Below are 15,129 nucleotides of genomic sequence, written 5' to 3' on the forward strand. Positions count from 1 at the left end.
GCGCCTGCAACATCGCTTTCTTTTTGTCTGGTGCCTGAACTCCCATGGATAACCTGTCCCCGGAACCGTCCGTCCCGATGGAACCGGACCTTGTCTTCGCCGTCGCCCGGCATCACCCGGAAATCACCACCATCGGACGCCTGGGCCTGGACCGGGTGGAGCAGGCGGCCGCCTATGGCATGGTGCCGCTGGGCCTGCCGCTGCCGCAGGGACGGCGCGATCTGGTGGTGCTGGCCGAAAGGCGCGACGCCGTGGCGCTGGAGATCGAGGGGCTGGTGGCCCGCTTGGTCCGGCGGTCGGAACTGCTGGAACAGGGCCGTCGCGCGCTGGAGGGCACCCATGTCACCCTGCTGTCGGCGGAGGCCAAGAGCCGGGTGCGCGCCCGCGCCCATGACGAACTATCCTTCCCCGACATTCCCGGCCCTATCCGGCTGGAGGTCAGCCGCAGCTTCGATATCGATGAGCTGACGGGATTGGACGACGACACCCTGCGCCAGCGGCTGGTGGAGGACCCGCAGCTGGCGCAGTTGCTGGAACAGGCCCTGTCCGACGTGTCGGGCCGGCTATGGCAGCTCCGCGCCGCGGTGGGGGAGGCGGACGATAGCTGGACCTTCGAAAACCTGGCCCAGCGCCTCTACCGCGTGGCCCGCACCAACCATCAGCCCAATGACATCCTGCGCCGGTGGGAGGAGACGGCCGACACCTGGCTGCGGGAGCGGGCGGTGGCGCGGGGCCGGACCTTCGTGAATACCGAGTTTGACTTCGCCAAGTTCGAACGGCTGTTCCCCACGGCGCGTGCCATGGGCCGCAAGCTGGTGGCCGTCGTCGGCCCCACTAATTCCGGCAAGACCCACCGCGCCATGGCGGCCCTGCATGAGGCGGAGCAGGGCGTCTATCTGGCGCCCCTGCGCCTGCTGGCGCTGGAGGTCATGGACCGGCTGAACCGTGAGGGCACGCCCACCACCCTGCTGACGGGCGAGGAGGAAATCCGGGTGCCCGGTGCCCGGCATCTGGCATCCACCATCGAAATGCTGGACCCGGAGCAGATCGTGGATGTGGCCGTCATCGACGAAATCCAGATGCTGGCCGACAAGGATCGCGGCTGGGCCTGGACGGCGGCGCTGATGGGCGTGGCGGCGCGCACTGTCTATCTGCTGGGCGCACCGGAAGCGCTGCCGCTGATTGAACGGGTGGCGGGATATCTGGGGGAGCCGCTGGAGGTGGTGCGGCTGGAGCGCAAGCAGCCGCTGCATATGCTGGATCAACGGCTGGAATATGAGGATGTGCGCAAGGGCGATGCCCTGATCGCCTTTTCCCGCCGCAATGTCCACATGGTCCGCGACATCGTGCAGGCCAAAGGCATGACGGCCGCCGTGATCTATGGCGCGCTGGCGCCGGAGGTGCGGCGGCGTGAGGCGGAGCGCTTCACCAATGGCGAGGCCGATGTGGTGGTGGCCACCGACGCCATCGGCATGGGCCTGAACCTGCCCATCCGCCGCGTGCTGTTCACCACCCTGGAAAAATATGACGGGGTGGAGCAGCGCGAATTGTCGCCGGCCGAACTGAAACAGATTGCCGGCCGCGCCGGCCGCTATGGCCATCATGAGGAGGGCGAGTTCGGCGTGGTCGGCAAGGGCACGCCGCAGCAGTTGCGCACCATCTGGACCCGGCCCGACCCGTCCTTCGGGCCGCGCCGGGCGCTGACCGTGCGGCCGACGCGGGCCATGGTGGCGCGACTGGCGACCCGCGTCGGGCGGGACAGCATGATGCTGCTGGTCGATTGCTTCGCGGCGGCACGGACGACGGGCAGCCCGTACCGTGTGGCCGATCTGTCGGCGCTGCGCCGTCTGGCTCAGGCGCTGGATGAGCGCAGCATCGGGTTCGAGGAGAAGCTGAGCCTGCTGTTCATGCCGGCCGATCTGGAGAAGGAAGTGGATGCCCGCTTCTTCAACCAGATGCTCCGTGCCGTGGAAAAGGATGAGCCGGTGCCGCTGGGCCTGGTCGTGCCGCTGCGCATGGAACGGCTGGATGATTACGGGCTGGAGGAGCTGTCGCGCTCCTGTGATCTTTACTACTGGGCCAGCCGCAAGTTCGCCCGCCTGTTCCCCGACCGCAAGGCGGTGGAGGAACGCCGGGCCGAGGTGGCGGGGCGTCTGTCGGAACTGCTGGCCAGCACGGCACGGCGGCAACGCATGGGCAAGCCCGGCGGTGGCGGGCGTCCTGGCGGCGGCGGCAAGCCCAAGCCGCCGCAGGGCTTCCGCGGTGCGCCCAAGAAACGCTACGGCCCGCGTAAGGGATAGGAGAGTGATTTTCCTCAGCCTTCACGCAACTGACATCAAACCGAGACAATCCTGTCGTCGATCCATCGGATAGTCCGGCCCGGTTTCCATGCCGCAAACGGGGCCCTTCCGATGTCGCCTGACCGTCCGTTCAACGTGCTGTTCGTTTGCCGCCGCAACGCCTCGCGCAGCCTGATGGCCGAAGGGCTGCTGCGCAAATGGGGGGCGGGCCGGTTCGAGACCTTCTCCGCCGGGCCGGAACCGCGCGAGACGGCGGATCCGATTACCCTGGACCTGCTGCACAAGGTCGGCATCGATACGGAAAATCTGCGGCCCAAGCAGTGGGACCTGTTCACCGGTCCCGATGCGCCCGACCTGGATTTTGTTTTCCATGTCTGCGAACAGTCGGCCGTGCTGCCACAGCCGGCCTGGACCGGCAATCCGATGATCGTCAATTGGCGCTTCCCCGATCCGCTGGCCCTGGAAGGGTCGGAGACGGAGCGCCGGGCGTTGCTGAACCTGGTGTTCGGCATGGTGGAACGCCGGGTCAAGCTGCTCTGTGCCCTGCCCGACCACCGCCTGGCCCGCCTGACGGCGTCGGACGTGTCCGATATCGCCATGGCGGGGTAAGGGGAACGAAGCCCCATTCCCTCCCGCCTGCATCCGCGTTAAACCATCCGCCGGTTTGGGAGCGGGTGGTGGCGGGAATGAGCAAGGCCTGGGTGAATGAGAATGCCCGCGACGCGGCGGGGGACGATGATGACGGTCACGACGATCCCAGCCCGCTGCCGCCCGGCCAGAAGAACCATATCACGCCCCAAGGGTTCGAGCGCATGCGGGGCGAGATGCAGAACCTGCTGCGCGTGGAGCGGCCCCGGGTGGTGGAGATCGTGCATTGGGCGGCCGGCAATGGCGACCGGTCGGAGAATGGCGATTACATCTATGGCAAGAAGCGGCTGCGTGAGATCGACCGGCGCATGCGATTCCTGTCCAAGCGTCTGGAAATCGCCAATGTCGTGGACCCCGCGAAGCAGAAGCACCGCGACCAGATATTCTTTGGCGCCACCGTCACCTATGCCCGCGAGGATGGGGTGGAGAACACGGTGACCATCGTCGGCGTGGATGAGACTGATATGGGGCCGGGCCGCATCAGCTGGGTTTCCCCCGTGGCGCGGGCCCTGCTGAAGGCCAAGCAGGGCGATCTGGTCATGCTGCGCACACCGGCGGGGGTGGAGGAGCTGGAAGTGGTTTCCATCCACTATCCGACGTCGGATGAAGCTGATCGCTAACGAAACCTAACCTTCTGCGTCTACCATACCGGTTGGTGATTTGTTACTTAATGCCCAACCGTATGAGGTGCGTTGGACAGCCATGTCCGTCGCCGGAGGGACGATGACCTTCGCGTCCAAAAAGCTGCTGCTGGTTCTGGCATCGACGCTGATCCTGATCTGGGCCGGGACCGGCAGCCTGCTCTGGCTGGAGCGGGAGCGCGCGCTGGAACAGGCGCGGCGGGACGTTGCCAATCTGGCGCTGGCGTTCGAGGAACAGTCCTTCTGGATTCTGTCCACCGTGGAGCAGACGCTGCGCACGGCCAGGGCGGAGTATGAGGCGGATCCGTCGGCCTTCCACCTGCAAGAATTCATGAAACAGCATACGATGCCTGTCGGCTTCACCGTCCAGATGTCCCTGGTCGGGCCCGATGGCTATCTGGTCGACAGCACGCTGGGCATGGGCCCGGAGGCGCGCATCACCAACTATCTGGACCGTGCCCATATCGCCATCCATATGCACCAGGACACGGGCACCATCTTCGTGGGTCCGCCCATTGTGGGGCGGCTGTCGGGGAAATGGTCGCTGCCGGTCAGTCTGCGCCTGAACCTGCCGGATGGCAGTTTCGGCGGCGTCATCATCATGGCCGTCGATCCCTTTTACCTCTCCAACTATTTCCACAAGCTGGACCTGGGCGATCAGGGGGTGGTCAATATCCTGGGCATGGACGGCATCGTGCGGGCCCGGTCCGGCCGGGCCGGCAATGTCGACAATGTCAGCGGCCTGGGCCAGTCCATGGCTGACAGTGGCGTGATGGCCATGGCGCGGCAGACGTCGAACGGCGTGCTGGACAGCCCCAGCAGCATTGACAATATCCGTCGCCTGATGGCTTTCCGGCATATCCGCGCCTATCCGCTGGTCGCCATCGTCGGCCGGGGCCTGGAGGAGATTCTGGCTCCCTGGCGTTCCCTGGCCTGGCGGGCGCTGGTCGCGGCCCTGGTGGCCAGCCTGGGGCTGGGTTTGATGATGCGGGCGCTCGAACATGAATCGCGCCGCCGGCGGGCCCAGGCCCGGGATCTGGCGGAGGCCAACCGCCTGCTGCGCCTGGGTGAGCAGTTGGCCATGGTCGGGCATTGGCGGTTCGAGCTGTCGACCCGGCGCCTGACCTGGTCGGACGAGGTCTATCGCATCCACGGCCTGCGCAAGGACAAGTTCCAGCCCACCATGGAGACCACGCTGGCCGCCCACCATCCCGACGACCGGGACCGGCTGCGCGAACTGGTACAGGCGGCGATGAGCACGGGCAGTTCCTATGAGATGGGCCTGCGCATCATCCGGCCGGGCGGGGAGGTGCGGCATGTGGTGACGCGCGGGGTGGTGGAGTTCGGGCCCGATGGCAAGCCTTTCGCCCTGTTCGGCGCCGTCAGCGATGTGACCGACCGCACCGCGCAGGAGGAGGCGCTGCTGGAGGCGCGGCGGGAGGCGGAGGCGGCGGCCCGCGCCAAGACCGACTTCCTGGCCACGGTCAGTCATGAGTTGCGCACGCCCTTGAACGCGGTCATCGGCTTTGCCGATCTGCTGCTCACGGCCGATCTGCCGGAAGCCGAGCGGCGGCGCTATATCCGCCTGCAGGCCGAAGCTGGCCGCACCCTGCTGGCCGTCATTAACGATGTGCTGGATTTCTCCAAGGTCGATGCCGGACATTTGCAGCTGGAGGAGATGCCGACCGACACGGTGGGCATGCTGCAGACCTGTGCCGAACTGGTGCGGCCCATGGCGCAGGAGAAGGGCCTGACCCTGAAGGTGGACCTGCCGCCCTACCTGCCGCCCTGGCTGATGCTGGACCCCACGCGGGTGCGCCAGGTGGTGCTGAACCTGCTGAACAATGCCGTGAAATTCACCCAGGCCGGCAGCGTGACCCTGGCGGTCAGCGCCGTGGGCGAGGGGGCGACCGATGGTGAGTGGCAACGGCTGCGCATCGCCGTTCAGGATACGGGCATCGGCATCGCACCCGAACGCCAGAAACAGCTTTTCGAGCCCTTCCATCAGGCCGACGCCTCCACGGCGCGACGCTATGGCGGCACAGGCCTGGGGCTGGCCATCTGCAAGCAGCTGGTGACCCTGATGGGCGGGCGTGTCGGCCTGTCCAGCGAAGCGGGGCGCGGCAGCCTGTTCTGGATCGAGATCCCGCTGCGCCCCACCGACCCGCCCTCGCACGGGCCCGCCCTGCCGACCCCCGGCGTGGGGGAGGAGGGGGCGCCGGCCCGGCCGCTCTATGTGCTGGTGGCGGAGGATTTGCCCGTCAACCAGTTGCTGGTCCGCGCCATTCTGGAACGGGCGGGCCACAAGGTCGATGTCGCCATGGATGGCATCGCCGCCGTGGAGGCGGTGCAGCGCCAGTCCTATGATCTGGTGCTGATGGATGTGCAAATGCCGGGCATGGATGGGCTGGAGGCGACGCGGGTCATCCGCGCCCTGCCATCGGCCGCCGGGCGCATCCCCATCGTGGCTCTGACCGCCAATGCCCTGCCGTCAGAGGTGGAGCGCTGCCGCGAGGCCGGCATGGACGACCATATTGCCAAGCCGATCGAGGCCAGCCACCTGATCGCCGCGCTGGCTCGCTGGTCACAGCGCATCGGTCCGGCGCCGCTGCCCGTGCCCGAGCCGGGCGGTGTTGCCCAGATGCCGGACGCCGAGGTGATGTCGGGTGCCATGCAGTCGCAGCTGGAAATGCTGATGGGGGCCGGGGCCCTGCTGACCATGTTGCAGGAAGTGGCGACATCGCTGCGCCAGCGCGTTTCCATCGCCACCGAGCCGGCCACGCCGCTGGACATACTGCGTGGTCATGCCCATTCCATGGTGTCGCTGGCCGGCAATTTCGGGCTGATGGAACTGTCGCAAGCGGCGCGCAACCTGGAACAGGCCATCGATAACGGCGCCGACCGGGAGAGTGTGGCGGGGCCGCTGGCCCGGCTGGTGGAGGCGTCGGGGCGGGCGCAGGTGGCATTGGCCGACCGTATCCCGGAGCTGTCGCGCGCAGCCACGGCGCAGGATACGGCTCCTGAAAAGGTTGGCTGATCGGCGCAATCGCCCCCTTGCCATCCGTGCCGGGAAGCGCCATGAAGTATGCTATCGTTCCGTGCTGGAAAGTATGACCCTCGATGCTCACCCAGCGGGCCAAGTACGCCCTTCGCGCCTGTATCCATCTGGCTGATCATTACGAAGACGCAACGACAGTTCAGATTGCGGAGATTGCGGCAGCGGAGAATATTCCGGCCAAGTTCCTGGAAGCCATCCTGCTGGACATGCGCAAGGCGGGGCTTTTACAGAGCCAGCGTGGTCGCCATGGCGGCTATCGTCTGGCGCGTGCACCGGAGAACCTGTCAGTGGGTGATATCATCCGGGTCATCGACGGCACGCTGGCCCCCATCCGCTGCGCCAGCCGTCTGAAGTTCGAGCCCTGCGAAGATTGCGAAGACGCGGCCACCTGCGTCATCCGCTGGGCCATGCTGAAGGCCCGCGATGCCATGGCCACCGTGCTGGACCGCTGTACCCTGGCCGAAGCCTCGCGCCGCCGCCGGTCGCTGAGCCACCCGATGGACTTCGTCATCTGACGGCGGTTCGTTCTGCTTCACCAAATCATCACCGGCATTCGGCTTGACTCCGGCCCGGCGTTATTCCCTATTCTACGTATAGGATAATGCCGCCAGCCATGGAGACAGCCCCGCATGACGGACCGCGCCCGACGTCCGACAGTCGCCGTGATCGGTGCGGGCTTCAGCGGGTCGCTGGTGGCGCTGCATCTTCTGGCGGCCGGATCGGCAGCCCCCCGTATCCTGCTGGTGGAACGGGCGCGGGGCTTTGGCAAGGGTGTCGCCTACAGCACCCGCCATGGCGCGCATCTGCTGAATGTCCGCGCCGGCAATATGAGCGCCTTTCCCGATCAGCCCGGCCATTTCCTGGACTGGTTACGATGCCGGAACGATAATGTCGATGCGGCGGGTTTCGTGGCCCGCGCCACCTATGGCCAGTATCTGCAGGAGATGCTGTCGCAGGCGGCCATGCGGTCGGAAGCGGTGGGGCGGTTGGTGCTGGTGGCCGATGATGCCGTATCCCTGACCCGTTTGCCGGAAGGCGGCTTCCGCCTGACCACGGATGTGGGCCGATCCTATGATGTCGATGGTGCCGTGCTGGCCGTGGGGAATTTTCCGCCCGATCCACCACCAGGCGTGGACAAGGATCTGCTTGGATCATTCCGGTTCCAGACCGATCCCTGGGCACCCAAGGCGCTGGCCCGGATCGGCAAGACGGATTCGGTGCTGTTGCTGGGCACCAGCCTGACCATGGTGGACGTGGCCCTGTCGCTGGCCGACCAGGGGCATGAGGGGCCGATCCTGGCCTTGTCGCGGCGCGGTCTGCTGCCGCGCCGTCACGGGTCGGCCGCCGCTCCCACGGTGCCGCAGGTGCCGCCGCCCATAGGGCCATCGTTGGCGGCGGCGCTGCACAGCGTGCGCGCGGCGGTGCGGGCGGCCGATGCGGAGGGACGGTCCTGGCATTTCGTCATCGACAGTCTGCGGGGCGGCACCGGTGCCTATTGGCATGGCATGTCGGTGGATATGCGCGCGCGGTTCCTGCGCCATCTACGGCCCTGGTGGGATGTACATCGCCACCGGCTGGCCCCGCCGGTCGATGAGAGGCTGCGCGCCATGATCGCTGCCGGCCGGTTGCGGGTGGTGGCCGGGCGGCTGGAGCGGCTGTCGGCGGGCAAGGAGGAGGATCTCTGCCTGCGGCTGCGTCCGCGCGGCCGGCCGGCGGGGGAAGAACTGTCCATCCGCCATGCCATTAATTGCGTGGGCCCCGGCGGCGATATCGCCGGCACCCATGACCCGCTGCTGCGCGGGTTGCTGGATGCGGGGCTGGTGCGACCCGATCCGCTGCGCCTGGGGCTGGATACCGATGGCGGGGGCCGGTTGCTGGACCGGGCGGGCGGGGTCGTGCCGGGACTTTACGCCATGGGGCCGATCATGCGGGGCACCTTGTGGGAGATCACGGCCGTGCCCGATATCCGGGTGCAGGCCCGGAAGCTGGCCGGCATCCTCCTGGCGGAGGCGGGGCTTTAGCGGCCTCCCGCGTGCACGCGCCTGGTATCGACCGCCCGCTTATCCGCCGTGGAAACGTTCCCAGACCCCGCGGACCTGGCCGGCCAAGCCCATCGGCTCGAAGGGCTTGGCGATAATATCCACCACGCCCAGGGCCCTGAAGGCCTCCACCTCGCGCGGCTGAACCTTGGCCGTGATGAAGATGACGGGGATGGATGCTGTTTCCGGATCGTCCTGCAGGGCCCGCAGGGTCGCGGGGCCATCCATGCCGGGCATCATCACGTCCAGCATGATCATGTCGGGCTTGAACCGCTTGGCAGTCTCCACGGCCTTGGTGCCGCTGTCGCAAAGCTCGACCGTGAACTTGCCGATGCGGGTCAGCGCCAGGTTGGTGACCGTGCGCAGCATTTCCTCATCGTCAACATAGAGGATGCGCTCCAGCACAGGGATCATGGCGGGGACTCCACAGGGGACGGTGCATGGGTTTCCAAATCGGGGGCCATCCTATGTATCAGGCGGCGGATCGTGTCCACCAGTTCCTCATTGCGGGCGCGCGACTTGACCAGGGTGGCGGTCACCTGGCGCAGATCCACCGGACCCGCGTCGGCGCCGGTGAAGACGACGATGGGTACGGGCTCCCCACGCCGGTCGCGCAGGAACTGGATGACATCCAGACCGCAGCCGTCGGGCATGTCGATATCGATGATCCCGACATCGAATGTCTGGCCGGCGGCCAGCTCCCGCGCCTCGGCCATGGTGGCGGCGGCGAGGATTTCCGCCTGATCGGATAGGAGCCTTTCCACGACGGCGCGGATATCGGCGTCATCCTCCACATGCAGCAGCCGGGGCCGGTCGCCGGCCCGGTCGCGGACGGCGCGGTGCAGGGCGGTGATCAGCCTGCCCTCGTCGATGGGCTTGGACAGCCAGTCGATAATGCCCACGGCCTCGCCCTCGATGGCCCCACGATCCCCATCGCCGATGGCAGTGACAATGATGACCGGCAGGTCGCGGGTTTCCGGCTGGGCCCGGATGGCGCGGAACAGGCTGATGCCCGGCAGGTCGGGCAGCATCAGGTCCAAGGTCATGGCCTGGAACCGCTGCCGCGACAGCAGCGTCATGGCCTCGCCGGCATTGGCGGCGATGACAGGCGCGAAGCCGGCCCGACCCAGCATCATGGACAGCAGGCGGGCGATATGGGGATCATCCTCGCAGATCAGGATGCCGGCGCCGTGGCCGCTGCTTTCCCTCCCCATCGGCTCGTCGGTCATCTCCGCCGTCGGCGGGGGCAAGGTCGCCTGGACGGGCAGGTCGATATGAAAGCGCGTACCTTCGCCCGGCTCGCTGTCGAAGCTGATGCGCCCGCCCTGGCGTTCCACGATCTCCCGCGTGATGGCCAGGCCCAGGCCCGTGCCGCCCTTGGCCCGGCTGTCGGAACCGTCGGCCTGGGCAAAACGCTGGAAGACGCGGGCGCGGAAGGCCTCGTCGATGCCGATGCCCTGATCGGCGACCGTCGTGCGCACCCAGCCATCCGCCAGCATCCGGGCCGACAGGGTGACGGTGCTGCCGGCGGGGGAGAATTTGACGGCGTTGCTGATCAGGTTGGCGAAGGCCTGGGCCAGCCGGTCGGGATCGATCAGCACGGTGGCCGGTACGACCGGCCCGGCCACCAGACGGATGTCCGCCCGCTCGGCCAGGGCGGCACTGCCCTGGATCGCATCCCTCATCAGATCGGCCAGCGGGCGGGGGGAAAGGTCGAAATGCATCTTGCCCGATGCGATCTTCTCCACATCCAGCAGATCGTTGATCAGCCGGATCAGGCGCTCCGTGCTTTGCTGGGCGATATCGGTCAGCTGGCGCGCCTCTTCCGGCAGGGTCCCGAACATGTTGGAATTGACCATCCCCAGCGAGGCACGGATGGCCGTCAGCGGTGTGCGCAGCTCATGGCTGACCGTTGAGATGAACTCCGATTTCAGCCGGTCCATCTCTTTCAGATGCGAGATGTCGTTGGCAACACCCAGGAAGCCCTGGATATGGTCGCTGCAGTCGCGAATGGCGGTCACCGAAAGCAATACGGGTACGCGCCGGCCGTCGCGGGCGATATAGGTCCATTCCCGCTGGTCGCGCTTGCCCTGACGGGCGCGATGGACGAACACCTCGAACGGGTCGGCCGGGGCCTGGCCCTGGCTGGCCGTCAGCTTGGCCAGGGCGGCCTCCATCTCCTCCGGGTCATGGAACATCCGGGGTGTGGCCTTGCCCACCATATCTTCGGCCTGGTAGCCCAGCATACGCTCGGCCCCGCGGTTGAAGGAACGGATGGTGCCGTCGGGATCGGTGACGATGATGGCGTTGGCGGCGCTATCGACGATGGCCTGCAACTCCGTTGCCAGGCGGCGCGTTTTGTCCTCCGCTTGCTTGCGGGCCGTCACCACCTCCGTGAACATGATGATGCCACCGACCTGGCCATCGATGTCGTACCAGGGATGGATGGCCCAGCGAACCCAGATGATGGAGCCATCCATGCGCACGAACTGGTCTTCGTCGGCGCTTGCATGCTCGCCCAGCAGGCAGCGCCGGTGGATGTCGCGCCAGCGTTCATCGATCTCCGGGAAGATCTCGTAGTGGCCGCGGCCGATGAGGTCGCGGTCGCCCAGTTCGTAGTCCGACAGCCAGCGCCGGCTGACGGCGACATAGCGCATGTTTGTGTCCAGCATGGCGATGGCGGCCGGCGTGTGGCGGATGAACAGATCCAGCAGATGCTCGCGCCGGCGCAGCGTCTCGGCCAGATGGGCGCCGGCCAGATGGGCGGCGCGGAAGGCAGTGGCGGCCCGGGCCAGGTCGCCCACCTCGTCCGGGCGGGTGATGTCGGGCATGGCCACATCCGTCTTTCCCCGGGCGATCTGTTCGAACAGGTCGGTCAATGCTGCCAGCGGCCGCAATACCCGCCATTGCACCAGCAGCAGGGCCGCGGTCCCGATGGCCAATGTGGCGAGGCAGAGCAGCACGCCCCTGGCCAGGCTGAGCAATGCCTCCTGCGACAGTTCGCGGGCCCGCATATCCGTCACGGCGCGCGATGCCGCCTGCACATCCTGAATGGCATTGATGCCCAGGGTGGCGATGGAGAACCAGTCATCGGCCATGACGGGATCGATGGTGCCGCTGCGTGCCGCATCCAGGGCGCCGCGATGGAACGGGTTCACACGATCGGCCATCGTGCTGTCGGCCGCCGTCACGGCAACACGCACCGGGGCCATCCCCGCATCCCCGCGTGCGGCCAGCTGGCGCACATTCTCCCAGGCCAGGACGAAGCGCGTCTCCGTCTCCGCCAGGGTTTGGCTAAGGGCCGGGCCATTGCCGCGCAGCAGGGCAGCCGACAGCAGCGCCCGGCTGCGGCCCGCCTGCTCTGCCGCGATCCAGGCGGACTGGCGCAGTTGTGCATGGGCGGCGATCAGCGGATCGATGACGGGCGACCGGTCGGCCAGCGCCTCATGCGTATTGCGGGCCTGGTCGATCAGCGCGGTCAGCGTGCCGAACCAGCGCTCCGCCAATGACGGGGGGCGGGATGCGCCGGGCCGGACCAGCGCCTGGTCCAGCTCCTCGCGCAGGTCGGCCAGGGCACGGCGTGCCTTTGTCAGGCCTGCAACCAGCTCCTCTCCGCCGCGCGGCGCGTTGTGGGGAGAGGTCAGCAGGGCCAGCAGTCCGTCCATCTCCGCGTCGGCATGCCGGCGCACCTCATGCAGATGCAGCAGCCGCGCCTCGGCCACTGGCTCGGGCCGGGCCAGCAGCACATAGGCGCTACCGCGTTCCAGTGCCCAGTTGCCGGCCAGTTCCGCCAGGTCGCCGCGGGCCTGGTTGGCGGCCAGGAACCGGTCGGCCGCACTCTTGTCTTCCCAGTCGCGGACAAGCCCCATGACGGCCAGCGCCACCAGGGACGCGGCCATGACCAGGATCAACAGGGGAATGAGCAAGCGCAAGCGCATGGGATGCCGATCCGGGCGGCTGTTCCTGTCCGGGTACGGCACCACCGCCCGCACAGCGCGACCATGCGACGATGACTCAATCAGGCCGGGTAGGCCAGCATCACGGCACCACCCTATCCCAAAGCATAGAAACGCGAAGCGTGCCTATTCCAGGTAGCCGTCCACCTCGGCGGCAGCACGCTCCAGGGGCCAGTTCAGGCGTTCGATGATCTCGTCGATGGCATCTTCGGGCGACAGGCCGCCGCGGCCCAGACGTTCCAGGATGGCGTCCAGAACCGACTCCTCCTTGGGGCTGGGGCGGCCATAGGGCTTCAGGATATCGAGAATGCTGCTCATGATGCGCGCAATGTTCCTTTGGCGCCGGCATCGGGAAAGGCCGGCCGATGAGTGATCTTAACACAGGACCCGGGCAGGTTGGCTAGAAGCTGCCGGGTCAGCGCCCGAAATCCATGAGATCGGGGGCGGCCTCGGCCAGATGGCGTGCCATCTCCTCCACCCGGCCCAGCAGAGCGGGGTCCAGCCCGGACACCGTCTCCTCCTCCTCGCGCAACTCATTCAGCTGCTTGACCCAGCGTTGCAGGACGAAGCGGGTACCGATGGGCATGTGGCCGATATTGGCCACCATCCTTTCCAGCCGGGGCGCCACGGCGGATAGGTGCAACTGCCACAGGGCGACGGTCAGCTGGCGCAACTGCCCCTCCACCTGGGCACGCCGCTCGACATCCAGGCTGACGGTGTTGGACCGCAGCACGGAGGTGAAGGCGGCCACCGCCTCGAACGCCGGCCCCAGCTCCTTGAATTGTCGCAGTGCGACGGTGACATCGGGCGGGATGGTCAACCCGGCGCATCGGTTTTGAAGCCGGGCAAGGTCTTCCTGCAGCAAGGCCAGCTGCAACTGTATAGCCCGATCGGTGGTCTTGATCTGCATCCCGCTACACCTCCAACGAAAGGTATAAACCGAATCGCCGGGAACGGCAGTGGAGAAATGAAAGGCCCGTGACGTCTCTGTTTTGTTGTCGCGAAACTGTAGACGGGGCTGCCTTTCATTTTCCCCGGTGGGCGTTGCGGTGCTGCACCATCACCATTCAGCATTACGCCGCATGTGATAGATACACATCCGAAATGGTCGGCCCCCGCTCGGCCATTTTTCCGAGGCGGGTGCGCAATCCATTGATATTCAACATGTATTCTTGCCATCGCAGGATGGTCTGGCGGCTCTTTAACGTCGCGGCGCCGCGACGGCATCCTTGAAGTGTACGGTCATGATGCTATTTTAGGCGGGCCGTCGCGCAAGAAGCCTCTCGCAACGCGAAAAAGAAGTGGTATAAGGCACATCGGTCCAACCTCTGGGGAATTTACCAATGAAAAAGGAACTCCTGGCTCTGACGCTTGCCCTCGCCCTGGGTGCTGCTCCGGGTGTTGCCAATGCGCAGAACACCACCAGCCAGCCGGCGGCGGCCCCGACCGCGACCGGTTCCGCGGCGGGTTCTGGCGCGTCCGGCGTCGCCCTGGGGTCCCTGGGCACTGTTGCTGTTGTTGGCGCCGTTGCCGTTGCCGGCATCGTGGCAGCCGCTTCTGGTGGTGGTGACGAAGAGCAGCCGGGTCCCGGTCCGGGCCCCGGCCCGGGCACCCAGACCACGCCCCCCGCGACCGGCACCACGACGTCGTCGGCGCGCTGACCCGGTCGGGGTTCGCACCAGCAGGCTGTGGACTTGGGGTATCGAGCTGGACCTCCGGAGAGATCCGGAGGTCCTTTTCGCTTGTCCGTCCGGCGGACGAAAAGGACGGAACCCGCGGGAACCATCCCGCAGGGTTCATGCGGGTCGGATCAGCCGGCCGGCTTGGTGATCTCTATATTCACCGCATCCGTGCGGTCATGAATGTGCTGGCGCGACTTCCAGCAGAAGCCGGTCTGGTCGATCCAATACTCGTTGGTGAAGGGCTTCATGCCACGCATTGTCACCTCTTCCCGGATGTGGGTCAGGGTGACGGGGCGTTCCAGGATGGTGACGGTTTGCGTGCCCGCCAGGGTGAAGCGCCCCCGAACCTCGACATCGAACAGGCCGGCGGCCTGGATGTCGACATGGCGGACGAACTCACCCCCGATCAGTTCACGCAGATCGGGAATCCGGTCGTCCGGAAGCCGGGTGTGGGACAAATCGCCGGGCAGGCCGACGGTCTGCACCAGGAAGGGGCCGCGCGTCACCAGCACCTGGCGGGTCTGGCTGTAATAATAGAGCGCCCCATTTCCGCCAACCTCGCCCAGTACCATGAAGGCTTGGCTGCTATCCTCCAGCCAGGCGAGGATCGAGGCATAGGGAAGGGCATCGGCCTGCGCGCGGGTCATGGGTGCTTGCCCGCCGATGCCGCCGACTGCCGCCACAGTTGCCCAGTACGGAGATTCAGTGTTACCCAGGTCACCACAGGCTGCCAGGACGCCGGCCGGTATGATGGCGGCAACAAGACCCAGGCACTTGCGGCGACTGATCCGTGCCGTTGGGCTAC

The 15,129-nt window shown here is 66.8% G+C and carries 12 protein-coding genes; 7 read left to right on the forward strand and 5 right to left on the reverse strand.

All coding sequences use genetic code 11. The features are described 5' to 3' along the window. Positions 1 to 44 precede the first annotated feature (44 nt). The 6 genes from AC1Q7F_RS12460 (at position 45) to AC1Q7F_RS12485 (ending at position 8,668) form a co-directional block, all read left to right on the forward strand. Positions 45 to 2,300 carry a helicase-related protein gene (locus AC1Q7F_RS12460; protein ID WP_492507208.1) on the forward strand — a complete coding sequence of 752 codons (2,256 nt, stop codon included), beginning with the start codon at positions 45 to 47 and terminating at the stop codon, positions 2,298 to 2,300. A gap of 111 nt (positions 2,301 to 2,411) precedes the next feature. Beyond that, on the forward strand, positions 2,412 to 2,909 hold the full coding sequence (locus AC1Q7F_RS12465) for an arsenate reductase ArsC (RefSeq protein ID WP_492507210.1): 498 nt from the start codon (positions 2,412 to 2,414) through the stop codon (positions 2,907 to 2,909). Between the two features lie 77 nt (positions 2,910 to 2,986). Further along, positions 2,987 to 3,568 (forward strand): transcription elongation factor GreB, encoded by a 582-nt coding sequence (gene greB / locus AC1Q7F_RS12470; protein ID WP_492507212.1) that lies wholly within the window; start codon positions 2,987 to 2,989, stop codon positions 3,566 to 3,568. A gap of 103 nt (positions 3,569 to 3,671) precedes the next feature. Beyond that, on the forward strand, positions 3,672 to 6,626 hold the full coding sequence (locus AC1Q7F_RS12475; protein ID WP_492507214.1) for an ATP-binding protein: 2,955 nt from the start codon (positions 3,672 to 3,674) through the stop codon (positions 6,624 to 6,626). Between the two features lie 83 nt (positions 6,627 to 6,709). After that, positions 6,710 to 7,162, forward strand: a complete 453-nt coding sequence (locus AC1Q7F_RS12480; protein WP_492507216.1) for an RrF2 family transcriptional regulator — start codon at positions 6,710 to 6,712, stop codon at positions 7,160 to 7,162. A 114-nt stretch (positions 7,163 to 7,276) separates the two neighbouring features. Beyond that, positions 7,277 to 8,668: an FAD/NAD(P)-binding protein gene (locus AC1Q7F_RS12485; protein ID WP_492507218.1), complete on the forward strand. Its 1,392-nt coding sequence runs from the start codon at positions 7,277 to 7,279 to the stop codon at positions 8,666 to 8,668. Between the two features lie 39 nt (positions 8,669 to 8,707). Here AC1Q7F_RS12485 and AC1Q7F_RS12490 read toward each other — a convergent pair whose 3' ends face one another. From AC1Q7F_RS12490 to AC1Q7F_RS12505, 4 genes are all read right to left on the reverse strand, one after another. Continuing rightward, a complete protein-coding gene (locus AC1Q7F_RS12490; protein ID WP_492507220.1) occupies positions 8,708 to 9,100 on the reverse strand; it encodes a response regulator in 393 nt (130 codons plus the stop codon). Beyond that, the gene (locus AC1Q7F_RS12495) at positions 9,097 to 12,624 is read right to left on the reverse strand and encodes a PAS domain S-box protein (RefSeq protein ID WP_492507222.1); all 3,528 of its coding nucleotides are present in this window, start codon (positions 12,622 to 12,624) and stop codon (positions 9,097 to 9,099) included. Before AC1Q7F_RS12495 ends, AC1Q7F_RS12490 begins: the two co-directional genes overlap by 4 nt. 144 nt (positions 12,625 to 12,768) lie before the next feature. Continuing rightward, complete coding sequence (locus AC1Q7F_RS12500; RefSeq protein WP_492507224.1) at positions 12,769 to 12,960, reverse strand: hypothetical protein; 192 nt, start codon at positions 12,958 to 12,960, stop codon at positions 12,769 to 12,771. 97 nt (positions 12,961 to 13,057) lie between these two features. Beyond that, positions 13,058 to 13,552 carry a hypothetical protein gene (locus AC1Q7F_RS12505; protein WP_492507226.1) on the reverse strand — a complete coding sequence of 165 codons (495 nt, stop codon included), beginning with the start codon at positions 13,550 to 13,552 and terminating at the stop codon, positions 13,058 to 13,060. 433 nt (positions 13,553 to 13,985) lie between these two features. Between AC1Q7F_RS12505 and AC1Q7F_RS12510 the strand changes: the two genes are divergently transcribed. Beyond that, positions 13,986 to 14,303, forward strand: coding sequence for a hypothetical protein (locus AC1Q7F_RS12510; protein WP_492507227.1), 318 nt, complete (start codon positions 13,986 to 13,988; stop codon positions 14,301 to 14,303). A 149-nt stretch (positions 14,304 to 14,452) separates the two neighbouring features. On the opposite strand, the gene AC1Q7F_RS12515 is transcribed toward AC1Q7F_RS12510, so the two are convergent. After that, on the reverse strand, positions 14,453 to 14,971 hold the full coding sequence (locus AC1Q7F_RS12515) for a YjbF family lipoprotein (RefSeq protein WP_492507228.1): 519 nt from the start codon (positions 14,969 to 14,971) through the stop codon (positions 14,453 to 14,455). Between the last annotated feature and the right edge of the window lie 158 nt (positions 14,972 to 15,129).

It is taken from the genome of Niveispirillum sp. GW835-FHT14G11 (assembly GCF_058793615.1).